General features: G+C 60.3%; 17 protein-coding genes. 14 read left to right on the top strand and 3 right to left on the bottom strand.

Annotation, left to right across the window (positions count from 1 at the left end; translation table 11 throughout):
• Positions 1-90: 90 nt before the first annotated feature.
• Positions 91-366 (bottom strand): bacteriocin immunity protein, encoded by a 276-nt coding sequence (locus tag ASC74_RS27980; RefSeq protein WP_056745884.1) that lies wholly within the window; start codon positions 364-366, stop codon positions 91-93.
• Complete coding sequence (locus ASC74_RS27975; protein ID WP_056745882.1) at positions 363-2,930, bottom strand: S-type pyocin domain-containing protein; 2,568 nt, start codon at positions 2,928-2,930, stop codon at positions 363-365. Before ASC74_RS27975 ends, ASC74_RS27980 begins: the two co-directional genes overlap by 4 nt.
• A 369-nt stretch (positions 2,931-3,299) precedes the next feature.
• On the opposite strand from ASC74_RS27975, the gene ASC74_RS27970 reads away from it, so the two are divergent.
• From ASC74_RS27970 to ASC74_RS27905, 14 genes are all read left to right on the top strand, one after another.
• Complete coding sequence (locus ASC74_RS27970) at positions 3,300-4,091, top strand: hypothetical protein (RefSeq protein WP_056745880.1); 792 nt, start codon at positions 3,300-3,302, stop codon at positions 4,089-4,091.
• 10 nt (positions 4,092-4,101) lie between these two features.
• Positions 4,102-5,553, top strand: coding sequence for a DUF1254 domain-containing protein (locus tag ASC74_RS27965; RefSeq protein ID WP_082555906.1), 1,452 nt, complete (start codon positions 4,102-4,104; stop codon positions 5,551-5,553).
• A 27-nt stretch (positions 5,554-5,580) separates the two neighbouring features.
• Positions 5,581-6,984: a DUF1254 domain-containing protein gene (locus tag ASC74_RS27960; protein ID WP_056745878.1), complete on the top strand. Its 1,404-nt coding sequence runs from the start codon at positions 5,581-5,583 to the stop codon at positions 6,982-6,984.
• Positions 6,985-6,996: 12 nt separating this feature from the next.
• Entirely contained in the window at positions 6,997-7,950 is a 954-nt protein-coding gene (locus ASC74_RS27955) for a SphA family protein (RefSeq protein ID WP_056745875.1), read from the top strand.
• 14 nt (positions 7,951-7,964) lie between these two features.
• Positions 7,965-8,945, top strand: a complete 981-nt coding sequence (locus tag ASC74_RS27950) for an AAA family ATPase (protein ID WP_056745874.1) — start codon at positions 7,965-7,967, stop codon at positions 8,943-8,945.
• Positions 8,946-8,953: 8 nt separating this feature from the next.
• Complete coding sequence (locus tag ASC74_RS27945) at positions 8,954-9,892, top strand: DUF58 domain-containing protein (protein ID WP_056745872.1); 939 nt, start codon at positions 8,954-8,956, stop codon at positions 9,890-9,892.
• Complete coding sequence (locus tag ASC74_RS27940) at positions 9,889-10,497, top strand: DUF4381 domain-containing protein (protein ID WP_056745871.1); 609 nt, start codon at positions 9,889-9,891, stop codon at positions 10,495-10,497. Before ASC74_RS27945 ends, ASC74_RS27940 begins: the two co-directional genes overlap by 4 nt.
• Positions 10,484-11,476 carry a vWA domain-containing protein gene (locus tag ASC74_RS27935; protein WP_056745868.1) on the top strand — a complete coding sequence of 331 codons (993 nt, stop codon included), beginning with the start codon at positions 10,484-10,486 and terminating at the stop codon, positions 11,474-11,476. The genes ASC74_RS27940 and ASC74_RS27935 overlap by 14 nt, the downstream gene beginning before the upstream one ends.
• Position 11,477: 1 nt before the next feature.
• Positions 11,478-13,058: a VWA domain-containing protein gene (locus ASC74_RS27930; protein WP_056745866.1), complete on the top strand. Its 1,581-nt coding sequence runs from the start codon at positions 11,478-11,480 to the stop codon at positions 13,056-13,058.
• Positions 13,055-14,482 (top strand): BatD family protein, encoded by a 1,428-nt coding sequence (locus ASC74_RS27925; protein WP_056745864.1) that lies wholly within the window; start codon positions 13,055-13,057, stop codon positions 14,480-14,482. Before ASC74_RS27930 ends, ASC74_RS27925 begins: the two co-directional genes overlap by 4 nt.
• Complete coding sequence (locus ASC74_RS27920; RefSeq protein WP_056745862.1) at positions 14,479-15,507, top strand: HAD family hydrolase; 1,029 nt, start codon at positions 14,479-14,481, stop codon at positions 15,505-15,507. Before ASC74_RS27925 ends, ASC74_RS27920 begins: the two co-directional genes overlap by 4 nt.
• 73 nt (positions 15,508-15,580) lie before the next feature.
• Positions 15,581-17,167 (top strand): arylsulfatase, encoded by a 1,587-nt coding sequence (locus ASC74_RS27915; protein ID WP_056745860.1) that lies wholly within the window; start codon positions 15,581-15,583, stop codon positions 17,165-17,167.
• Between the two features lie 188 nt (positions 17,168-17,355).
• Entirely contained in the window at positions 17,356-19,869 is a 2,514-nt protein-coding gene (locus tag ASC74_RS27910; RefSeq protein WP_056745859.1) for a fused MFS/spermidine synthase, read from the top strand.
• A 108-nt stretch (positions 19,870-19,977) separates the two neighbouring features.
• Positions 19,978-22,329: a tetratricopeptide repeat protein gene (locus ASC74_RS27905; RefSeq protein ID WP_056745857.1), complete on the top strand. Its 2,352-nt coding sequence runs from the start codon at positions 19,978-19,980 to the stop codon at positions 22,327-22,329.
• A gap of 175 nt (positions 22,330-22,504) precedes the next feature.
• Here the strand turns inward: ASC74_RS27905 and ASC74_RS27900 are convergent, their stop codons facing one another.
• Complete coding sequence (locus ASC74_RS27900) at positions 22,505-23,473, bottom strand: hypothetical protein (protein ID WP_056745855.1); 969 nt, start codon at positions 23,471-23,473, stop codon at positions 22,505-22,507.
• Between the last annotated feature and the right edge of the window lie 46 nt (positions 23,474-23,519).

The raw sequence follows: 23,519 nt of genomic DNA, 5'->3' as shown, positions 1-23,519 counted from the left end.
TCTTCCTTGTGTCTTTGGGGCAAACTGCTAAAAACAATGGCATCTGCTCATTTCGTTATGAACAGATGCCAGTAAGTCATTGGTGGCAAGTCATTCGGGTTTGAAGCCAGGTTTGTTATTGAGTGCGCGCCACTCTTTGACTTCTTTCAGAATCCCTTCGGGACTGTCCTCCTGACCGTCCTTGGGATAGAAAATGACGTCTGATCGGTCTGGGTGTTCGGTGATCGCCTCGAAATGCTTGACGCGTTCAATCATGTATTTATCAAACTCATCCGCCGTTAAGCTCTCTCCACCATCAAAAAGTTCTCTGAGGAAGTCCATAAATTCAGATTCTGTGTAATCTTCAAGACGTGAGTATTTTTTCATAGCTGCTTACCTCCTTTATGCACGAGAACATGTCGTCTCGGTGTCATCACGACAATGTTTTCCATGTCGTACACCGCACCTCCCTGCGCAATTTCTAATTGGTGATGGAGTTCAAATTTTACTCGCCCTCCGTACTGATCGTTTGCGATGGGGAAAGGTGCAGCGCCCTTGCGCATAAACCTCAAATTTGTGGCATTGAATTGAGTACTTAAACTTACGTCAGCCGCAACTGCCTTCCAAAACGCCTCCCTGAATCTATGAAAATTAGAAAATTCCTTCCCTCTTAACTGATCAGCGATCTGCGAAGGAATAGGCGCTCCCTCCCCTCGAGAGGCTTCGCCCAACCATACTCCTGAAACCGACTGTCCAACCCCTGTTGCCATGCCCGGATCATCTCGCCGATCAAGAAACAGGACGTCCGAGGAAGGCAATTCCATATCCCCCGGATACCCAGGAATACTGGCACCAATCTGCCCTTCGTCAACAGCCGGAAACGTCTCGTTTTGAGGTAGGACGGGGATGACCGGTGCGCCGGGGTAAACCGCTGGAATCGACAGCGTGATCGGCAAGGTCGTTGGCCCCAGATGTTCGATGCCTGGTGGAACCAACGGGGCCCAGGTACCGCCACCCACGGGACGAATCGGCCAAGGTAGAACGACAGGTATGATCCCTAGTCGTCCCTGAGTGCTTTGCGGTGTGGTGATGCTTATTTTGTCGAGGTTAAAGGGGTTCGCACCAAGTTCTGCCCGCTCTTGATAACGCAGTTCGAATTCACGACGTTCACCGACCCAGGTGCTTTTCGGCGCATACGGCGCGAATCCTTGTTCGATGCGTTTTTTGTTCACCTTATCGAAGAGAGGGGTGAGTGCCTGGTGCTCGCTGAGGGTTCGCCACAGTGCTTCGTCGAAGGACTGGAACGACTTGATTTCCCGACCCCGGAACTGGTCGCCGATTTGAGTCGGGATAGTTGCGCCCTTCGCTCGGCTCGCGGTTTTCCACCAGTCAGCCGTGGCGGGTTGACCGCTCCCGGTGACGATACCCGAGCCCATAGACGGCAGGTTGAAGGACAGGTACATCGGCGACAGGCCCGGCACGCAAACGATGCAATCCTGAATGCGCAAGTCGACACCCGCCGGAATGTCCTGGATCTGCGGTGTCATCACCGCAAGCCCCGGCTGACCGGTAATGGCCGATTGAGGCGTAGCCTCGGCGGCAAACTGCAGGTGCCTGGTGGGTGACCCAGGAACCTCAACGTTGTAGGCCCCGGTCAGGGGGTCGAATACTGCGTTGATAACCGGAACACTGGCGCCAATCTCGCCAGCGGTGCTAGTGACGATAATCGCGGTACCTTCCGGTACGGCTTCGGGTTTGAGCCGATACGACACCTCCGCCGAACCGCCCGCATTTGCGATTGATTGCAGCGCTCGATTGTCAGTAAGACCCAGCGCTTGGGCCGGAACGCCAATGCCCTGGAACAAACGCCGGCGTTGTTCCGCGGTCAACTCGCCATTACCAAGGGATGGCGAATAAACCATTGCCGTAACAAATACTGGCCCCGTCCTGGCTACGATGCGCCCGGCATCGATAAGGGTGTCGATGGCAGCCTGGACAGCCCTTTCAAGTGCAGCGGCGACGTCTTGCGCAACCAACACGCTTTCTCGAGTCAAAAACATTCCGCCAGCGGCCACCGAAGTTACCGGAGCTGTCAGCGTGTTGGCGTGCCTGACCCGTTCAACCCTCGCATCTTCGTCGACTTGCTGCTTGAAGCGAACTCGCGCATCACGCTGCTCGGCGTACTGACGCTGGGCTTCCCGGATGGCCTCCAGCTTGCGCCAGACAGCAGTCTGCTCGGCGTGATGCTTGGCCAGTGCATTGGACTTACCCGTGAGGGCATTTATCTGTGCCGATAGCAGTTGAACTTCATGGGCTGCGGTATAGGCGTTTTCCCAGGTCTGGTGGCCGTGAACGAGCGCCTCGCCGAACTGCTCAAGTCGGGCCTCGTAATCGTGCAACGTGCGGGTGAGCGGATCATGCCCATCGAATGATCGGGCAACCCCGCTATTTGCATTGAGCTCTGTGGTTTTTCGGGCGATCAGCCCGTCTATTTCGCTTTTTTGTCTAGTGATGAGGTAAAGCTGCCAGCGCTCGCTTGAGTGGCTATCAGACGGCCGTCGCGCTGCCAGGACTTCCTGCTCCAGGGTGGGCGCAAGTTGCACGGTCCGGGCTGCAAAACGTTGGTCTACCTCAACTCTTACGGCGGCATGACGCTGCGCCAGCGCCGCGAGTTGTTGATGCCGGGCCTGCACGCGGGCCTGCTCCTGCGCTTGTGCAGCGCTGGCCTGCGCCTGAGCCGCTGCTTGCGCACTTGCTTGTTCCTTTGCCTTACGATCCGCCTCTATAGCTCGCTTTCGGGCTTTTCGCTTTCCCTTGCTGGTTTTACCAAAGCCGCCTGAAACCCCGCCGCCGCCACCGAAACCGCCACCCGAACCACCACTCGAAGCGGGCGGTCCCGACCTGATGGCAACGCTCCCTGATGATCCATCGTTCAATGTGTTTTGTGCCATACAGTCACTCCTTGTCTGTAGGGCACAGCATGTCGACGGGGCGGTGGTCAGGTGCGGTACATAGTTATATGGGGTGGATTTATATCGAGCGGCTTTGCCACCTAACGGGGCGATGCGGCGTTCCGACAAGCTCCCTCACCACATCAACAGTCCATCGATCTCAACCCCGCTTCGCATTAACTTTTTAGTACACACAAATCCCCACAAGCGTGTACAAAAAAACCAAATGTTCCCCCCTTCGACTGGCGAACCCCGGGTTAGCTGCTAGCGTCAACAGACATGTCCTACAGGCTTGATAGGAAAGAGATTTCGCAGCAACGGCCGCCAAGTGCCGAGTCGTCCAATGAGCCACGAAGGAACGGGGGATTCATGTCGAACAATGCGGGAGCACACGCCTTTCTATTGGCGGCATCAATGGCGTCTGCCGTTTATGCCCACGCGGATAACGCCGATACGGCCAACAAAAGTAACAACCCGCTGAACCTGGCGCCCGGCGCCAACCTTCAGGATTACTACACACCCAAGCTCTACGACACCAATGCCCACACCAACGACGTCCTGATGCGTGGCACGTTGCCCATCGCACCCAACGACTTCATTGGTGTGCCGCAATTGCTGCGCGCCACCGTGCCGATCAGTACTCGTCCCGATCCAAACGGCGGCTACAGCACCGGCGAAGGTGATCTGAACATTTTCGACATCTTCTTGCTCAAGACTGATGGTGTGCAGCTAGGCATCGGTCCACTGATCACCACCCCCACCGCCGATCAGGACGAACTGGGCACCGGCAAATGGCAGGCCGGCCTGGCGGCCGTTGCGATTGATTCATCGCCGCGCGGCCTGCTCGGCGCATTGGTGCAATACCAGAGTTCGTTCGCCGGCGACCATGATCGCGCCCACGTCGAAACCGCCACGATGCAGCCCTTCATCATTCATAACCTGGCCAAAGGTTGGTATTTGCGTTCGACCGGCACCTGGACGTTCGACCTGAAAAACGACACCCATTACATCCCCATCGGGTTCGGCGGCGGCAAGGTCTGGAAATCCGGGACGAATATTCTCAACGTATTCGTCGAACCTCAGTGGACCGTGGAACGCAAAGGCGATGGCTTGCCTCAGTTCACGCTGTACACCGGGATCAACGTCACGTTTGGCAAATAAGGACTTTTCTATGCACGGTGCAATTCGCGCAGCCGGTTTCAGCCTGATGACGATGTTCGTCAGTTGCGGCGTCGGTGCTCTGGACCTCGATACGCGGATCGGCAAGATCGCGATGGAAGGCGAACTGCCGGCCCATGAATCGATTGCCAAACTCTACGCTGAACTGGATTTCCAACAGGCGACCCAGAGTTACCTGTGGGCCTTGCCGCTGGTGTCCTACGCGCAATGGCAGGAAGAGTTTCGCGACAAACTCGGCGCCCACAACGGCGACCTGATGGTGCTCAACAGCTACGAAGACAAATTGGGCGTGATCACCGCCAACGCCACCACGCCGTACATCCTCGGTTTCGTTGACCTGAATGAAACCGGTCCGCTGGTGATCGAACTGCCGCCCGGCCCGACGGCGGGCGGTGTGGGTGATTTCTGGCAACGCGCAATCATCGACATGGGCCAGACCGGCCCGGACAAAGGCAAGGGCGGCAAGTATCTGGTACTGCCACCGGGTGCCGAGCCACCGGCCGACGCCGGCAAGTATTACCTCGCCAAGTCGGAAACGATGAACGTGCTGGTGGGTTTTCGCGTCCTCGATCCGGACCCGGCCAAGGGCAAGGCGCTGGTCGAACAATTCAAGATGTACCCGTACGCCAAACGCGCCGAACCGGGCAAGACCCAACTGCTCTCCCCCGGCGGCAAGGCCTGGTCCGGCACTCAGCCACGTGGCCTGGCGTATTGGCAACGCTTGCACCAGATCATCCAGAAAGAGCCGGTCAACGAACGTGACCGTTTCTACATGGCCATGCTGGCCAGCCTGGGCATCGAAAAAGACAAACCCTTCAACCCCAACGACAACCAACGTAAGGCGCTGGAACAAGGTGCGCAAGTCGGCGAGCTGATCGCCAAGGCCAACACCTTCGCCAAGCGTTTTCCAGACGCCCAGTACTGGAAAGACCGGCAATGGGACACCGTGCTGAACATCGCCGAGCCGTCGCAGCGCGTCGCCTATTACGACCAGTTGTGGGAACGCAGTGCCTGGTTCTACGAAGCGGTGACCAACACCAAGGGCATGGTTTCCAAGACACCGGGCCTGGGCCAGACCTACCTCGGCGCCTACACCGACGCCAAGGGCCACTGGCTCGACGGCGGCAAAAGCTATCGCCTGCACGTCGGCGCCAACCCACCGGCCAAGCAGTTCTGGTCGATGACCGTCTATGACATCGACAGCCGTTGCCTGATCGATAACCCGCAGCGCAAGGCCGATCTGTCGTCCCGTCAGGATCTGAAAAAGAACCCCGACGGCTCGGTGGACCTGTACTTCGGCCCGACTGCGCCCAAAGATTTCGAGAACAACTGGGTGCAAACCGTACCGGGCAAACACTGGTTCAGCTATTTCCGCCTGTACGCGCCTACCGAAGCCTACTTCGATAAAAGCTGGAAACTCGACGACATCACGGCCGTGGAATGACGCCCAAGCGTTTTATAAGGAAGTTCTATGAATATCCGCATGCTGCTCACCGCACTCTCGCTCACCCTGAGCACCAGCGCCTGGGCCGACTTCACCGCCACCCCGGAAGAAGCCCGGGGCATCGCCAAGGAAGCCTATTTGTACGGCTTCCCGGTGGTAGAGATGTACAAGACCCTCTACACCCAGGCCGTGGACAAGAAGAACCCGAACTTCAAGGCGCCCTTCAACCAGATCGGCAACACCGCCAAGGCGTTTACCGCCAAAGACACCGCCTTCGTCACCCCGAACGCCGACACGCCCTACTCCTTCATCTGGATGGACCTGCGCGCGGAACCGCTGGTGCTGACCCTGCCACCCATCGAAGAACACCGTTACTACTCGGTGCAGTTGATCGACGCCTACACGCAGAACTTTGCGTACCTGGGCACGCGTAGCACGGGCAACAACGGCGGGCATTTCATGATTGCCGGGCCGAACTGGCAAGGCCAGCAACCGGTGGAAATGGATCGGCTGCTGCGTAGCGAAAGCAACATCGCCTACGCGCTGTATCGCACGCAGTTGTTCGATGAAAAGGACTTGGGCAAGGTCAAGGAGATCCAGAAGGGTTACAAGGTTGAGACGCTCAGCCACTACGTCAAACAAAAAGCCCCGCCCGCCGCGCCGAAGATCGACTGGCCGAAACCCACGCCGACCATGAGCGATACGCCCGACCTGTTCCGCTACCTGAACTTCATGCTGTCTTTCGCCCCGCCCCAGGACGTGGAAAAAGACCTGCTCGCACGCTTTGCCAAAATCGGTATTGAAGCCGGCAAGCCTTTCAAACTGGGCGCGCTCACGCCTGAGCGGCGCAAGGCGCTTGAGGACGGTATCAGCGATGCCAAAGCCGAGTTTGCCCAGTTCAAAAAAGACAGGGTCGACACCCACCAGGTCACCAGCGGTGACATCTTCGGCACTCGCGATCACCTGAACGGCAACTACCTGTACCGCTACGCCGGCGCCAACATGGGGATCTTTGGCAACTCCGCCGAAGAGGCGAATTACATCGGCTATTTCGTCGACAAGGACGGCCAGCCGGTCGACGCCTCGAAACACGATTACACCCTGCATTTCGACAAGGGCGCCCTGCCCCCGGCCGATGCGTTCTGGTCGCTGACGATGTACGACGGCAAGAACAAGTTGCTGGTGGCCAACCCGTTGAATCGTTACCTGATCAACTCGCGGATGTTGCCGGATCTCAAGCTCGACGCCGACGGTGGGCTGACCCTTTTTGTGCAGCACAAGGCACCGGCCAAAGACTTGCAAAGCAATTGGCTGCCGGCGCCGAACGGTCCGTTTTACGGCGTGTTGCGCTTGTACCTGCCGAAACCGGAAGTCACCAGTGGCGAATGGAAAATGCCGCTGCTGACCCCCGTCAATCAACCCAAACAATAACCGGAGTCCGTCATGGTCAGGCCTTATGTTGTGCGTCCTTTACTGGCCCTGTGCGTGCTCGGTGCAAGCCCGTTGGCCCTCGCGGCCGAGGGCGGTGTCGGCCGGCCGATCACCGGACAACAGGTATTTTCCAATGCCGGGATCGTGCCGCCGGAACCTGGCTGGGTCATGTCGCTGACCAGCATCTGGTACGACGGTAACCTCAAGGGCAGCAAGGGTGTGCCGATTTCCGGTGAGATCGGCGCAGACCTGGACATGAAAGTCTCCTACACCATGGCCAACTTCACCCATATCTGGGACACCGGCAAAGGTCGCTGGAACTACGCCTCGGCCATCGGCGTGCCGGTGCAGTACACCGACGTCAACATCAGCATTACCGGCCCGCGCGGCCGGACACTGGGCACCGAAGACACCGGCACACAGTTCGCCGACATGCTGATCACGCCGATCGCCGCCGGCTACCACTTCGACGAGGTCAACCACCTCTCGCTTTCCCTGCCGATCTACGTGCCGACCGGTGCCTATAATGACGATCGCCTGGCCAACCCCGGGCAGAACACTTACACCTTTATGCCCACCGTGGCCTTCACCCATCTGGACGGCAAGGGCGGTGAGTTCACCCTGTCGAGCGGCCTGGAGTTCTACACCGAGAACGACGCCACGGATTATCGCAACGGCAATATTTTCACCCTCGATGCGCTGTGGACCCACGGTTTCGGCAATGGCTGGAGTGCTGGCGTTGTCGGCGGTTATGTGCAGCAGATCACTGATGACAAAGGCCAGACCGCCGATTCACTCAACGGCTTTCGCGGCCGCTCGGTGGGCGCCGGTCCGGTGGTGGGCTGGGCCGGTAAATTTGCCGATGCCCAGGCCAGCGTCAGCGCGCGTTGGGTACCGGAGTTCGACACCAAGAACCGCCCTGAAGGCAATGGTTTCAGCGTCAACCTGACGCTGGCGTTTTTCTAGGAGTGGAACATCCCATGACTGCGCTCCAAGACCTCAACGCCCTGCAAGCCAGCATCGCCGAAGCCGTGCTCGGCCAGGATCAGGTGATCCGTCAGATTATCCTTGGCCTGTTGGCCAACGGGCACTTGTTGCTCGAAAGCCTGCCCGGCCTGGCCAAGACCCGCACGGTCAAAGCGCTGGCCAAACACCTGGACGCGAAGATGAGCCGCATCCAGTTCACCCCCGACCTGCTGCCCTCGGACATCACCGGCGCCGAGGTGCTGCACCAGATCGATGGCAAGAACCAGATCCAGTTCCAGCCCGGCCCGCTGTTCGGCAACCTGATCCTGGCGGATGAAATCAACCGCGCCCCGGCCAAGGTTCAGGCCGCGTTGCTGGAAGCCATGGAAGAACGGCAAATCACCGTGGCTGGTAACAGCCATGTGTTGCCGGAGCTGTTCATAGTGGTGGCGACCCAGAACCCGATCGAGCAGGAAGGCACCTACCCGCTGCCGGAAGCGCAGATGGACCGGTTCCTGATGAAGGTTCTGCTGGATTACCCGAGTGCGGAAAACGAAAGCCAGGTGCTGCGCCTGTTACGTGAAGAAGAATTTGCGTTGGGCGCGAAAACGGCTGCCGTGCAAGGCTTCGCGCTGTCCCAGGAGGTGATCTTCGCGGCGCGTCGGGAAGTCAGCGCCGTTCACGTGTCCCCGGCCATCGACCGCTACCTGATCGACCTGATCAATGCCACCCGCCACCCGGCCGATTACGATGCCGACCTCGGTCGCTGGATCGCCATCGGCGCCAGCCCTCGCGGCGGTATTGGCCTGGATCGTTGCGCCCGGGCCGACGCCTGGTTGCAGGGGCAGGATTTTGTCTCGCCGGACAACGTTCGTGCCGTGGTGCATCCAGTGCTGCGCCATCGTCTGCCACTGAGTTACGACGCGGTGGCCGACGGGGTGACGGCTGATCAGGTGCTGGATCGCGTGCTCGACAAAGTCGCGATTCCGGCCTGAGGTCGAAAATGAACAGTGCGGACGGTCTGGTCTATGTCTCTCTGGCGCAGTTGATGGCCCTGGAGTTCAAGGCGCGTGACCTGAGTTTCCTCGCGCGTCAGCCGCAAGGCAGCATTCTCGCCGGCAACCATGCCTCGCGCCTGCGGGGCCGTGGGTTGAACTTCGATGAGCTGCGCCGCTATCAGCCGGGAGACGACTTGCGTCATCTGGATTGGCGGGCGTCGTTGCGCACCGGCAAACCGGTGGTTCGTACCTTCACCGAAGAGCGCGACCGCCCGGCGTTGATTCTGGTCGATCAGCGCATGTCGATGTTCTTCGGCTCCCAGCGCAGTTTCAAATCCGCCGTTGCCGCCGAGCTTGGCGCGTTGGCCGCGTGGATGGTGTTCCACGCGGGAGATCGGGTCGGCGGCCTGGTGTTCAACGATTTGCGCATCGACGCCATTGCCCCGCTGCACAGCCGTAAGCGTGTCGAAGCGCTGTGCAGTCGCATCGCTGAGCAGAATCAGCAACTGAACGCGGCCAATCCGGACGCCGAAGGCGAGGACCAGCTCGACAAGGTGTTAAAGCATTGCCTGGCGGTGGCCGGTCACGATCACCTGATTTGCATCGTCAGCGACTTTGCCGGCGCCGGTGAGCGCACCTTGCAGTTGATGCGCCAATTGGCGGCTCACAACGATGTGATTGCCATGCAGGTCTACGACCCGTTGGCGCTGAACCTGCCGAAAAATGGCCGTTTGCTGATCACTCAAGGCCAGTTGCAGGTGGAACTGGCCGTCGAGCAACGCAGTGTTCATCAACCGTTGGGGGACTTTCTCAGTGGTCGGCTCAAGGACGTCGCCACGTTGCTGCGCCGCAGTCAGGTGCCGTTGATGATGTTCAGCACCGCCACCGAGGCGCAGGAACAATTGCGCGCCGAACTGGGCAAGCTTGGCAGAAGTCGGCGATGAACCCGAACATCCCGAGCATCGAACAGCTCAAGGAGATCGCACTGCCCGCGCCGGTGAGTTATGCGCCGCAGACGTGGGGTTGGTGGGTGTTGTTCTGCCTGTTGGTGATTGCCGTTTTGCTGGTCAGCGCACGGAGGTATTGGCAGTGGCGGCGGGATCGCTATCGGCGCGAGGCGTTGGTGCGATTGGTCGAACTGCAAAACAGCGACAATCAACTCAATGCCCTACGCGAACTGCCAGAGCTACTCAAACGCGTGGCCCTGTCGATGCCCGCCGATTGGAATACAACCCCTGTGGGAGCGGCGGTGCGGCGATCCGACTTGCTCGCGAAGGCGTCTGGTCAGGCGACATCAATGTTGAATGGAAGTCCGTCTTCGCGAGCAAGCCCGCTCCCACAGGGGGGTGTTGGTGCGCTTGGGGGGGATGACTGGCAGGCATTTTTGGTGCGGCACAGTGCGCAGCCGTTACCGACCGACTTCAGCCAGCAACTGGCGCAATTGGCCTATGCACCTGATGCCTCATTGTTGGCGCTTAAGACTGAACAACGCGATCAACTGTTCGCCACCTGCAAACACTGGGTGGAGCATCACCATGTGGCAGCTTGATTACCCTTGGCTGCTAATCCTTTTGCCGTTGCCGTGGTTCGGCTACCGCTACCTGCCCGATTACCGCGAAGCCCGCAGCGCCGTGCGCGTACCGTTTTTTGCTGCCATGAGCCGAGCCATCGGCCAGGCACCCAGCCAGGCCGGCACCCGCAGCAATCGCTGGCAGTTGCTGCTGAACCTGCTGGTCTGGGCACTGTTGCTACTGGCGGCCGCGCGCCCGGTGTTCGTCGAAAAACCGATTGAGCGCCAGCAACCGGTACGTGACCTGATGCTGGCCATCGACATTTCCCAGTCCATGGAAACCACCGATTTCACCGACGCCAACGGCCAGAAGATCAACCGTCTGGCGGCGGTCAAGGACGTGGTTCATGGCTTTATCGACAAGCGCAAAGATGATCGACTGGGCCTGATCGTGTTCGGCAGTGGTGCTTACCCGCAGGCGCCGCTGACCCTCGATCACGCCAATCTGTCGCTGTTACTGGACGACACCGGCATCGGCATGGCCGGTCCCAACACCGCCATCGGTGACGCCATCGGTCTGAGCCTGAAACTGCTCGACCAGGCCCACGAACAGGAAAAAGTCCTGATTCTGCTCACCGACGGCAACGACACCAGCAGCGCCATCACGCCGGATCACGCGGCGTCCATGGCGGCCGCCAAAGGCGTGGTCATTCATACCATCGGCATTGGTGACCCTGACGCCTCGGGCGAAGCCAAGGTCAACCTTCAGGGTTTGCAGCAAATCGCCGAGACCACGGGCGGCCAGTTCTTCCGTGCCGAAGATCGCAATGCGCTGGATCAGGTGTACGGCACCCTCGACAAACTCACGCCGCATCAAGTGAAAACCCTCAGTCATCAGCCGAAAAAGGACCTGTTCTGGTGGCCACTGGGGGCCGCGATCGGCTTGCTCGCGCTCTATCATTTGGGCGCCCTGCTCCGTCCGCACCTGGCATTCGCGCGTCAGCGGCAGGAGGCTTGAGATGGAGATTAATCTCAGTGACTTCCATTTTCTGCGTCCACTGTGGCTGTTGCTGGTGCCGTTCGGCGCCCTGTTGCCCTGGCTCTGGCGCCGCAGCCGCGACGTGCAACGGCGCTTGCGCAGCAACATTGCCGAACACTTGTTGCCGCATTTGCTGATTACGCCGCAGGATCAACAGCGCTTTCGGCCCGTGCATCTGGCGTGCGCGTTGTTGATGCTCGGCGCGGTCGCCGCTGCCGGGCCCACCTGGGAACAGGACCGTCCGGACTTTCTGGAAAACCGCGCGCCACTGATCATCGCCATCGACCTGTCGCCGTCCATGGACGCCACCGACATACAGCCAAGTCGTCTGGAGGCGGCCAAACACAAGCTGCACGACCTGATCCAGCGTCGCGCCGGTGCTCGCAGCGGGTTGATCGCCTACGCCGGCAGCGCTCACCTGGTTTTGCCGCCGACCGACGATCCGGCCCTGCTCGACACCTTCATTCAAGCCCTGAGTACCGACCTGATCAGCAAGCCGGGGAAAAATGTCGGCGCGGTGATCGAGCAAGCCAAACGCCTGCTGATCGCCGAGAAAACGCCGGGAACCCTGCTGCTGATCACCGACGGCGCCGACACCTCTCAACTCAGCGGTCTGGACAAGCAACTGGGCGACAGCGCGCTGCAAGTGCTGATTCTGGCCGTCGGCAGCGAGGACGGCGGGATCATCCACGACGCCAACGGCCAGCCCCGTACCGACAGCAATGGTCGTCCGGCACTCGGCAGTTTTGATCAGGCAGCGCTCAAACAGTTTGGATCAACGTTGGATGCGCCGTTGGGCAGCCTGACGCTCAATGACGACGACCTGGACTGGATCGAGCTGCACGCTCAGCAGCATTTCCAGGCTGCCAGCGATGAACAGCGCGAACTGCACTGGAAAGACGCCGGTTACTGGCTGTGCTGGCCGTTGCTGCTGATCGCCTTCGTCAGCGTGCGCAAGGGCTGGAGCCTGAACTGGATGGCCGGGTGGTTGCTGGCACTGGGCATTGGCTTGCAACCGGCACCGGCCGAAGCCAACGCATTGACCGATGCCTTTTTTACACCTGACCAGCAAGGCCGCTGGGCCTTCGAGCACGGGCACTTCCCGCAAGCCGCCGCACACTTCGTCGATCCTTACTGGAAAGGCATCGCCGCCTACAACGCCGCCGATTACGACCTGGCACTGGCCAGTTTCGCGCGACTGGACACACCGCAAGCGTATTTCTTTCTGGGCAATATTTACGTGCGCCGCTTCAAGTTTGATCAGGCCATCGCCGCGTATACCCAGGCGTTGAAGGTGCAGCCGCAATTCCCTGAAGCCACCGCCAACCTGGCCTTGGCCATCGCCTTGCAGAAACACACCGACAGCGCCGAACAGAACGCACCCGAGGTTAAACCCGACGAGATCAAAATGGACAAGGCGCCGGGCAAGGGCCAGAGCAAACCGGTTGAGACCGAGCAGGCGGCGTCGGATGCGCTGTGGTTGCAAAACCTCAGTACGTCGCCGGCGAAATTCCTGAAGCAGAAATTCAGTTTGCAGGATCAGGCGGAGGGCAAGCCATGATCCGTCTGAAAGACCGAGTCGCACCCATCGCGAGCAAGCCCGCTCCCACATTTGATCCGGGTGCACCGCAAATCCCCTGTGGGAGCGGGCTTGCTCGCGAAGGCGTCCGATCATTCAACATTGGAATCGGCGCATTGCTCATTTATCTGATCAGCACCAACGCTCTGGCCGCCGAACCCGAGCTGCGAATCCAGACCCGCCTGCAACCCGCCGCCTCGGTCATGGTCGGCGGCATTCTGGAGCTGCAACTCGATGTCCTCACCGACAGCTGGTTCACCGACGCCCCCACCCTGCCCGATCTGAAACTGCCCGGCGCACTGGTGATGCCGCCCGACGGCCACGCCGAACACCTGAACCAGATTCTCGACGGCAAGTCGTTCAACGGCATGCGCTACAGCTACCGGATCACCCCGAATCTGGCGCAGGGTTTCGACATCCCGGCATTGACGGTGCACGCCACGCCCGGTCAGGCCAGCACCCCGTTGACCGCCCAAAGCCAGCCACTGCACTTCATTGCCACACAACCGCCGGGGTTCCAACCCGGCGAACCGGTGCTGGTGGCCCAAGGGCTGCGCTTCACGCAAACAGTAATCAACTCGGCAACACCCCTGAAGGTCGGTGACAGCATCACCCGGCAACTGACGTTGCAGGCCGACGACGCCCTGGCCATGTCGCTGTCAGCGCCATCACTGGAGGATGTCGCCGGCCTCAGCCGTTATCCGAAAGCCGCGCAAATCAGCAACCTCGACGACGGTCGCGGCCATTTCAACGGTGGCCAGCGCATCGACACCGTGACCTATCGGATCGACACCGAAGGCCGCCATAACCTGCCGGCGATCGAGCTGAAATGGTGGGACGCCAGCACTGGACAGACCCGCACGGCCCAAGTCCCGGCCGTAACCTTCGATGCCGTGGCCAACAGCGCTTATCGGCCGGTGTTTTCGATCACCGAAGACCTGAAAAAACTGGGTCAGCAAGGTCGCGTGCATCTCTCCGGGCATTGGCTGGTGCTTTTAGCGTTGCTGTTGGCCGTGGCGCTGCTCGGTTGGTTTGCCCGTCCCCTCGCCCATCGTGCGTACCTTCGATGGCAGGCACGGCGCCGCGCCCGACACGCCGCGTGGCTGGAATCCGCCGACTACGCCTGGCGGCAAATACCGGCGCAAATCGACGCCAGACCCGCACAGTTGAGCTCCCTGTACTTGTGGGCCAGACGCAGCCGCATGGGCCTGAAACTGACGAACCTTGGCCCACGGCTACAAGACCTGTTGCGCGCCTGTTACAGCCGTCAGCCCGCCGAAGATCAGGCGCTGCGCCACCTCAAGCAATCCTTGGCTACGCTGCATAGTCAGGCCAAACGCGACACAGCATCAGCGGCACCTGCACTGCGTCCACTCAATCCCGTTCACGAGAAGGATTTCCCATGACGAACCCGATATCGCTGCGCCACCGCTACGGGCTGACGCTGCTGTTAACCCTTGCACTGAGCCTGCCGGCGCTGGCCCAAACCAGCGAGCCCCTGCCCTCGTGGAACGACGGCCCGGCGAAAAAGAACATCATCGAGTTCGTCCAGGCCGTGACCGATCAAAGCAGCAAGGACTTCGTCAAACCCGCCGATCGAATCGCCGTGTTCGACAACGACGGCACGCTGTGGAGCGAGCAGCCGATGTACTTCGAATTGCTGTTTGCCCTGGAAGAGGTCAAGCGCACCGCACCGCAGCACCCGGAATGGAAAACCACCCAGCCCTTCAAGGCCGTGCTGGAAAATGATCACAAGGCCCTGGGCGAGTCGGGCATGGACGGCATCCTGAAAATCTTCGGCGCCACCCACACCGGCATGACCACCGAAGCCTTCGATGACTACGCCAAAACCTGGCTGACCCAGGCGCGCCATCCGAAAACCGGCAAGCCGTACACCGAGATGATCTTCCAGCCGATGCTGGAAATGCTCGACTACCTGCGCAGCCAGAGTTTCAAAACCTACATTGTCTCCGGCGGTGACACCGCGTTCATGCGCGCCTTCGCCGAGCAGGTCTATGGCATCCCACCGGAACAAGTGATCGGCACCACGTTTGTCACCGCCTACCAGCTCAAGGACGGCCAGCCGTCGATCCTGCGCACCGCCAAACTGGCCCACAACGATGATGGACCGGGCAAACCGGAAAGCATCGACGCGGTCATCGGCCGGCGTCCGATCCTCGCGTTCGGCAACTCCGACGGTGACCTGCAAATGTTGCAGTGGACCGCCGCCGGGCCGGGCAAACGCTTCATGGGGCTGGTGCATCACACCGACGCCAAACGCGAATGGGCCTACGACCGTCAATCGCAGATCGGTCGTCTGGACAAGGCCCTGGACGAAGCAAAAACCCGTGGCTGGACTATCGTGGATATGGCCGCCGAATGGCGTCGGATCTATCCCTTCGAGGCCGCCGCACCCGAGCACGTGCAATAAAAAAGCGTAACGCAGGACTGCAAAAAACGTTTGTCGCGCTTGAGCGACGCAAGTGAGAAAAGGAGCAAGTCAGATGACTCGTATACACAAGTGGCTACCGAAATTAGCCCTGGTGGCAGCCTCGGTGATGGCGATTTCGGCAACAGCCGGAGCCGCTGAAAAACCCAACATTCTGGTGATTTTCGGCGATGACATCGGCCAGACCAACATCAGCGCCTACTCCATGGGCGTGGTCGGGTACAAGACGCCAAACATCGACCGGATTGCCAAAGAAGGCATGATGTTCACCGACTATTACGCGGAGAACAGCTGCACGGCTGGACGCTCATCCTTCATCACCGGACAGACACCGCTGCGTACTGGCCTGTCGAAAGTGGGCGCGCCCGGTGCCTCGGTAGGCCTGCAAAAACGTGACATCACCATCGCCCAGGCACTCAAATCCCAAGGCTACGCTACCGGCCAGTTCGGCAAGAACCACTTGGGCGACAAGGATGAATACCTGCCGACCAACCACGGTTTCGACGAGTTCTTCGGCAACCTGTACCACCTCAACGCCGAGGAAGAACCCGAGCGTCCGTACTGGCCCAAAGACGACCCTGAGTTCGTCAAGGCCAACTCCCCGCGTGGCGTGATTCACAGCTTCGCTGACGGCAAAATCGAAGACACCGGCGCGCTGACCACCAAGCGCATGGAAACCATCGACGACGAAACCACCGCCGCCGCGCAGGCGTTTATCGAGAAACAGGCCAAGGCGGACAAACCGTTCTTCGTCTGGATGAACACCACGCGCATGCACCTGTTCACCCACGTGCGCGAGTCGATGAAGGGCCAGAGCGGCATGCCCGGCAACGAGTATGCGGACGGCATGCTTGAGCATGACGGCGACGTCGGCAAGCTGCTGAAAACCCTCGACGACCTGAAAATCACCGACAACACCATTGTCGTCTACACCACCGACAACGGGCCGAACCAGTTCTCCTGGCCGGACGCGGCGACCACGCCGTTCCGCAACGAGAAGAACTCCAACTGGGAAGGCGCCTATCGCGTACCGGCGATGATTCGCTGGCCGGGCAAGGTCAAACCGGGTGAAGTCTCCAACGAGATGTTCTCCGGTCTTGACTGGTTCCCGACGCTGCTGGCGGCTGCCGGCGACACCGGTGTGAAGGACAAACTCCTTAAAGGCTGGGCACCGACCTCGGGCGGCACCAACTTCAAAGTGCACCTGGACGGTTACAACCAACTGCCATACCTGACCGGCCAACAACCGAAAGGCGAGCGCAAGGAGTTCTATTACTTCAACGATGACGGTGTGCTGGTGTCGATGCGTTTCGACAACTGGAAAGCCGTGTTCTGCGAGCAACGCGCACCTGGCGGCTTCAAGGTGTGGAGCGAACCCTTCGTATGTCTGCGGGTGCCGAAAATCCTCAACCTGCGGATGGACCCGTTTGAACGCGCTGATATCGTTTCCGATCAGTATTACGACTGGACCACCAAAAACGTCTATCTGGTTGCGCAAGCGGTGACCAAGTCTGCGCAGTTCCTGCAGACATTCATCGAGTATCCGCCGAGCCAGAAACCGGCCAGTTTCAGCGTTGACCAAATCCGTGCTGCTGTAGATGCAAAAATCGCGGAAAAAATGAAGAACCAGCCTGCACAGTAAAACCGCTTGACCGCCGCTCGCCTTCACCGGCGAGCGGCCCTATTTCCAGGGTGTGAACACATTCACCGTAGGAGCTGCCGAAGGCTGCGATCTTTTGATCTTCAGCCTTCAAGATCAAAAGATCGCAGCCTTCGGCAGCTCCTACACCGGTTCGTGTTCGATTCGAATTTTGCACAAGGCAATCCACAATGTCCTCACGAGTCGCCAGCAAGTCGTCGGCCATCCCTGCCACTCAGAGCAAAGCCCCGGCGTTGCTGATTCCCGCCCTGTTGCTGTTCGTCTCCGGTGCCGCGGCACTGGTGTATCAGGTGCTATGGATCAAGCAGTTGTCGTTGGTAGTCGGCGTCGAGGTGTACGCCATCACCACCGGGATCAGCGCCTTTTTTGCCGGATTGGCGTTAGGCGGTTTGTGGTTCGGCCGGTGGGCCGATCGCTTGAAAAAGCCGGTTCTGCTCTATGCCGGGTTGGAAGTGCTGGTGGCCGTGCTCGGTGTCGGCGCGACCTTCGCCATGAGCCTCGCGGCCAGCCCGTTTGCCTGGCTGGAACAGCAAGTCGGCCTGCTGGCCTGGGTGTTGCCGTTTGCGTTGGTGGGCATTCCGGCGTTGCTGATGGGCGGTACCCTGCCGGTGCTGGTTCGTTCGTTGGCAGCCAACCCGCAACAACTGGGCAAGGCCGGCGGGCAACTCTATGCGGCGAACACCGCCGGGGCCATCGCCGGCACCTTGCTCGCCGCGTTTGTGTTGATTGCGACCCTCGGTGTACGCGGCAGTGCCTTGGCTGCAGCGATGCTGAACCTGCTGGCCGCCGTCGGTGCCTTGTGGTTCCAACGCCACCGCTCGCTGCCGAATGAGGCGCCGGTCAAGCACCACGCCGACAAAGCACCCGATCGCGTTGCCTTGTGGCTTTACTCAATTGCCGGTGGCGTGGCCCTCGGTTACGAAGTGGTCTGGTCGCAGTCCATCGTGCAGTTCATGAGCACCCGTACTTACGCGTTTGCGGTGGTGCTGGCGACGTACCTCACCGGGCTGTTTCTCGGCAGCATCCTGCTGGCCCGTCGGGTTGAGCGCATTCGCGATCCCTGGGGTGTGTTCGGTTTGCTGATCGCCGGTGCCGGGCTCGTCGCGCTGCTGGAAATCGCCCTGCTCGGACGCTGGCTGGTGGTCGCCCAAAGCCTGGCCGAAACCTGGGTGTTGTCGTTGGGTGCGAGTGACCTGTTGGGCATGATCGCGCGGTTTGCAGTGGCGGCAGTGAGCATCGTGTTTGTACCGACCCTGCTGCTCGGCGCCGCATTTCCGCTGGCCCTGCGTTTGAGCGTCGGCCGCGAGCGGGTCGGTCAGGCTGTCGGCGCGGTGGTGGCGTTCAATACGCTAGGCGGGATTGTCGGGGTGATGCTCTGCGGGTTTGTACTGATCCCGTTGCTGGGGCTGATCCGAACCCTGGGCCTGCTGGCGATTGTCGCTGCCGGGATTGGGTACTTCGCGGTGCGCAAGGGTCATAGGGTCAAGAAAGGCCGGCGGCAGGCGGTGGTCGCTATTGGCCTGTTGTCGATTGCGGTGGCGGTTTTTACGCCCGTAAACAAACTCGCCAGCCTGCTTCCCGGTGCACGCAACGGCACTCTGGCTTTTTACGAAGAAGGACGCGGTGGAACCGTCGCCGTGGTCACTCAGGGCAAAGGACAAAAAGCGTTCCAGCGCTTGTACATCCAGGGCGTGTCCAACACCGGCGACGCCATGCCATCGCTACGCTACATGCGTATCCAGGCGCTGTTGCCGCTGCTGATCCACAATGGCGAACCGCGCTCGGCGCTGGTGATCGGTTTTGGCACCGGCATCACCGCGGGCGCCCTGACGCGCTATCCGGGGCTGGAGCATCGTGTCGTGGCAGAGCTGCTGCCATCGGTGGTCAAAGCCGCGCCGTTGTTCAAAGGCAACTTCAATGCAGCCACTGACCCCGGCGTTGACGTACGCCTGCACGATGGCCGGCAGGAATTGCTGCGCAACCCACAGCGCTACGACTTGATCACCCTCGAACCACCACCGCCCTCCGCGGCGGGCGTGGTGAATCTGTATTCCCGGGACTTCTATCAATTGGCCGCCAGCCGCCTGGAGAAACAAGGCCTGGTCGCTCAATGGTTGCCACTGCCCACCCAGAACATCGACGATTCGCGCTCACTGGTGCGCAGCTTTCTCGACGTCTTCCCCTACGCCACCCTGTGGACCAGTGAGTTCCACGAAATGCTGCTGGTGGGCTCGATGGAACCGATTGAACTGGACGCGGAGAAAATCAGCCAACGCTTCCAACAGGACACCGTGCGCAGCACCTTACAGGACGTGGGCATTGGCTCCGCTGCAGCGTTGCTCTCGACCTGGGTCACCGATCGTGCCGGCCTGGAGCGTTTCGCTGCCGACGCCCAACCGGTGACCGACGACCAGCCGCGTATCGAATATGCGCCGTGGGTGCGGGCCAAGGAGATCAGTCGTGTGCTGCCCGCCCTGCTGGACCTGCGTATAGCGCCACCGCTGGTGAATGCCGATGCGGGCTTCAACGAACGGATGAACGCACACCAGCAACGCCTGATGCAGTTTTATCGGGCGAGTCTGCACGCTTATGACGGTGACCGGGACGCGTGGGCCAGGGATATTCGCGAGGTGATGCGCGGAGATGGGGGGAATCCGTATTTCCGGTGGTTTGTCGGGGAGTGATGCAGCGCCTCCACAACCGTCATTTGACAGACGCCGGCCATCCGGCAAAGCTGCGTCGAGCTTGAACGCGCGCCTGACGGCAAACGCACCCGGACTATGGAAGTCGCAATGCCGAAACATAAAAATAAAGCGGTACAGCCAACCCCTGATTCGCCACCGACCTTGATTAACCGTTACCTGTTCCCCGTCACCCTCGGCGTCTTGCTGTTGGCCATAGCGGGCATCGGCTGGTTTCTGTTCAGCAGCAAACCGGCCCCCGTGACCTATGCGCCTGTCAGTACGCCGGTCGCTCAGCCGGCCAAACCGCAACCGGTCGCCGTGGCGCCGGCAACGATGGTCGATGAGCAACAATGCCAAGGCTGCCACAGCGAGCAGGTCAAGGACTGGCAAGGTTCCCATCACCAATTGGCAATGCAGGAAGCCAATGCCGAAACGATGCTGGGCGACTTCAATAACGTCACCTTCAAAGCGGAAAACGAAACCACCCGTTTCTCGCGCAAGGGCGACGGGTTCTGGGTCAACACCCCCGGGATTGACGGCAAAAATGCCGACTTCAAGGTCGCCTACACCTTCGGAATCGCGCCGTTGCAGCAATACCTGATCGAGGTCGGCGAAGGTCGGTTGCAAGCCCTCGGCGTGGCCTGGGATACCGAGAAGCACCGCTGGTTTCACCTCTATCCGGGCCAGGGCGTGAACTTCAAGGACCCGTTGCACTGGAGCAAGCCGAGCCAGAACGCCAATTTCATGTGCGTCGAGTGCCACACCACCGGTTACAAGCGCAATTTCGATGCCGCGAAAAACACCTTCGACAGTCACTGGAACAGCCTCGGTGTCGGCTGTCAGGCCTGCCACGGCCCGGCCTCCAATCACTTGGAATGGACAGCAAAAAAGAGTGGCCTGATCCATGCCGGTTTTGCCGTCAACCTGAAGGATAAGAACGCCACCGTCGAAATCGAAACCTGTGCCCGCTGCCACTCGCGCCGCGCCCCTTTGGGCGACGGTTTCACCGCCGGCAAGCGCCTGATGGATGACTACCTGCCGAGCACCCTGACCCGCGAGTTGTACGCGCTGGACGGCAAGATCAAGGACGAAGTGTTCGAACACGGCTCCTTCGCCCAGAGCAAAATGTTCGACAAGGGCGTGCGCTGCAGCAACTGCCACAACCCGCACAGCACCGAGCTCAAGGCGCCGGGCAACGGTGTCTGCCTGCAATGCCACAACACCGCCGGCAAGACCTCGGTGGACGGCGTCGACGGCAAAGCGCTGCAAGCGAAGAATTACGATTCCATCGAGCACACCCGCCACACCATGGGCCAGCCGGGTTCGCAGTGCGTGGATTGCCACATGCCCGGCAAGTTCTACATGGGCAATGACTTCAGGCATGACCACAGTTTCAGCATCCCCAACCCAGAGCGGGCGAAAAAACTCGGCACGCCCGACGCTTGCCTGACCTGTCACCAGGGCAAGGCTGGCGACAAGGTCACCGAGCAATTCAAGCTCTGGAACACCACCATCGCGCAGGCACCACGTTACGACGAAAGCCTGTGGCTGATTCGCAACGGTCAGCCCGGCGCGGCACACGCCTTGTACGAGCAGCTTCTGCGCAGCAATTTGCCAGCGATTCAGCGCGCGACCCTACTCGCCGAGTTGCCGCTTTACCCCAGCGAACAGGCGTTGAAACTGGCCACCCAGGACTTGAACCACCCGGCCCCGCAAGTGCGTGAAAGCGCCGTTCGGGCGATCAGCGCGTTCCTGCCGCCACCGGAGCGCGCGTCGCTGCTGACGCCGTTGCTGGGTGACCCGGTGAAGGCTGTGCGGATCGTCGCGGCCCGGGAACTACTGAGCGTGGCCCGTAATGGATTGGGCAGCGCCCAGGCCCCCTGGAATGCGGCCATCGCCGAATACGAGGACGTCCAGAAGAACCTGGCCGAACGCGCAGAAGCCAACCTCAACCTCGCCATGCTCTATCAGGCCAGCGGTCGTAGCGGCGAAGTCGAAACATTGCTGCGCACAGCCCTCAAGCGCGATCCAGGTTTCTATCCGGCGCTGGTGACGCTGGTGCAATGGCTGGAGGCGAACGGACGCAGTCAGGACGCTCAGACGCTGCTGGAGCAAAGCCTGAAAGAACATCCGGATGCCGCCCTGCTGCAACACACTCAAGGCCTGTCGCTGGTGCGCGCGGGCAAATCCGCCCAGGCCATGCCGGCCCTGCGCAAAGCCGCGCAACTGGAGCCTCAGAACGCCCAGTACGGTTACGTGTTGGCGGTGGCGTTGCACGACAGCGGCAAGGTCGATGAGGCCTGCCAAGAGCTGGAGCGATTGTTGAAAGTGCAGCCGGCCAATCGCAATGCGCGGTTGTCGTTGATCCAGTACTACCTGGATAACGGACAGGAACCGAAGGCGCAGGTGCTGTTGCAGGGCTGGAAGAAAATGAACATGGGGGATCCGGCGTTGAAGTGACCCTCGCGCCAGGTCTGTAGCAGCTGCCGAGCAGCGCGAGGCTGCGTTCGGCGACGAAGTCGTCGTCAACCCTGCAAACGCGGTTTTCCTGTAAACCGTATCGCCTGATTTCACGACGACTTCGTCGCCGAACGCAGCCTCGCGCTGCTCGGCAGCTGCTACATAGACGGTGGAATCACCAGGACGAACCACTCTTCAACGCCAACTCCCGCCGACTGTTCGCCCGCATCGCCTTGATCAACGACACCGTCCCCACCAGCAAAATCGCCGCGCCGAACAGGAAGTCAATGTTGTACAGCTGAAAGTCCTGCAACGGCCCCACCAGAAACACCCGGATCGCCCCGATACTGACCAGCGTGGCGAGAAAATCGATGCCCGGCTCGTCGCGATAAAACACGTGCATCAGTGGCAGGCAAATCACCAGCAGCAACAGCAAGACGATCACCTTGAACGAGCCTTTGCGCTCGACGCTGAACGCGCATTCATGGGTGGCGTAGGGTTTGTAGTCTTCCTCGCGCACCAACGAGTTTTTCTCATTGATGTACTCGGCCCGGTTGTACTTCTGAATGGGCGTAAAGGTGTTCGACATCTCCATCACCGTGGTGATGTGGCGGAATCGCAGGTCGACGCGCTCATTGCCCTTGAGGTAATACAGCACCGGTTTGTAGCCGTAGCGGTAGGTGTCGAAGGGAAACTCGCTGGCGCGACCCTGCACGCCGATCGGTCGCGGCTCGAGTTCCGCGTAGGCACTTTTGTTGTCAGAAGCGAGGTTACGGCTCAGGGGTTTGATCCTGACCTGTTCGAGGAAAATCGGCGTGGCGCCGTAGGACCATTGCAGCGGTTCCAGGCGCAGGCGCAGCTCGTTTCGGCCCAGGTCGTAGCGGTTGAAGGTGCGCTCGGAAACAATCACCGCGCCGCTGAGCATGAACTCGCCACGCAGGTTGTTGATGATGCGCAGGGTCAGCTGATCCTTGCCCAGCGACAGCGCATCGGCGGCCGGTGGCGTGCCGCACCAGGCGTAACTGTCGAACGCACCACCCAACTGCCCGCCGCGGTTTTCCTGGAACACATAAAAGTAACCGCCCCACAGGGTCAACATCAGCAGAAACGCGGTTAACCCTAAAATCTTCTTGCCCACACTCAAACCAGACTCCTTTCGGTACGACTTCCTTATGAGATGCGGACTCTAC

The sequence above is a fragment of the Pseudomonas sp. Root329 genome (assembly GCF_001424925.1).
GTDB classification, from domain to species: Bacteria; Pseudomonadota; Gammaproteobacteria; order Pseudomonadales; family Pseudomonadaceae; genus Aquipseudomonas; species Aquipseudomonas arabinosi.
Note: the sequence above shows the minus strand (reverse complement) of the source record. Positions and strands in the feature narration are given on the sequence as shown.

What these genes read in the sequence shown, in the direction of transcription:
- ASC74_RS27960 (WP_056745878.1), top strand. Translation starts at nt 5,581, where the DNA reads ATGAATATCCGCATGCTGCTCACCGCACTCTCGCTCACCCTGAGCACC.
- ASC74_RS27955 (WP_056745875.1), top strand. Translation starts at nt 6,997, where the DNA reads ATGGTCAGGCCTTATGTTGTGCGTCCTTTACTGGCCCTGTGCGTGCTC.
- ASC74_RS27910 (WP_056745859.1), top strand. Translation starts at nt 17,356, where the DNA reads ATGTCCTCACGAGTCGCCAGCAAGTCGTCGGCCATCCCTGCCACTCAG.
- ASC74_RS27935 (WP_056745868.1), top strand. Translation starts at nt 10,484, where the DNA reads ATGTGGCAGCTTGATTACCCTTGGCTGCTAATCCTTTTGCCGTTGCCG.
- ASC74_RS27930 (WP_056745866.1), top strand. Translation starts at nt 11,478, where the DNA reads ATGGAGATTAATCTCAGTGACTTCCATTTTCTGCGTCCACTGTGGCTG.
- ASC74_RS27915 (WP_056745860.1), top strand. Translation starts at nt 15,581, where the DNA reads ATGACTCGTATACACAAGTGGCTACCGAAATTAGCCCTGGTGGCAGCC.
- ASC74_RS27940 (WP_056745871.1), top strand. Translation starts at nt 9,889, where the DNA reads ATGAACCCGAACATCCCGAGCATCGAACAGCTCAAGGAGATCGCACTG.
- ASC74_RS27970 (WP_056745880.1), top strand. Translation starts at nt 3,300, where the DNA reads ATGTCGAACAATGCGGGAGCACACGCCTTTCTATTGGCGGCATCAATG.
- ASC74_RS27905 (WP_056745857.1), top strand. Translation starts at nt 19,978, where the DNA reads ATGCCGAAACATAAAAATAAAGCGGTACAGCCAACCCCTGATTCGCCA.
- ASC74_RS27975 (WP_056745882.1), bottom strand. Translation starts at nt 2,930, where the DNA reads ATGGCACAAAACACATTGAACGATGGATCATCAGGGAGCGTTGCCATC.
- ASC74_RS27920 (WP_056745862.1), top strand. Translation starts at nt 14,479, where the DNA reads ATGACGAACCCGATATCGCTGCGCCACCGCTACGGGCTGACGCTGCTG.
- ASC74_RS27925 (WP_056745864.1), top strand. Translation starts at nt 13,055, where the DNA reads ATGATCCGTCTGAAAGACCGAGTCGCACCCATCGCGAGCAAGCCCGCT.
- ASC74_RS27965 (WP_082555906.1), top strand. Translation starts at nt 4,102, where the DNA reads ATGCACGGTGCAATTCGCGCAGCCGGTTTCAGCCTGATGACGATGTTC.
- ASC74_RS27950 (WP_056745874.1), top strand. Translation starts at nt 7,965, where the DNA reads ATGACTGCGCTCCAAGACCTCAACGCCCTGCAAGCCAGCATCGCCGAA.
- ASC74_RS27945 (WP_056745872.1), top strand. Translation starts at nt 8,954, where the DNA reads ATGAACAGTGCGGACGGTCTGGTCTATGTCTCTCTGGCGCAGTTGATG.
- ASC74_RS27980 (WP_056745884.1), bottom strand. Translation starts at nt 366, where the DNA reads ATGAAAAAATACTCACGTCTTGAAGATTACACAGAATCTGAATTTATG.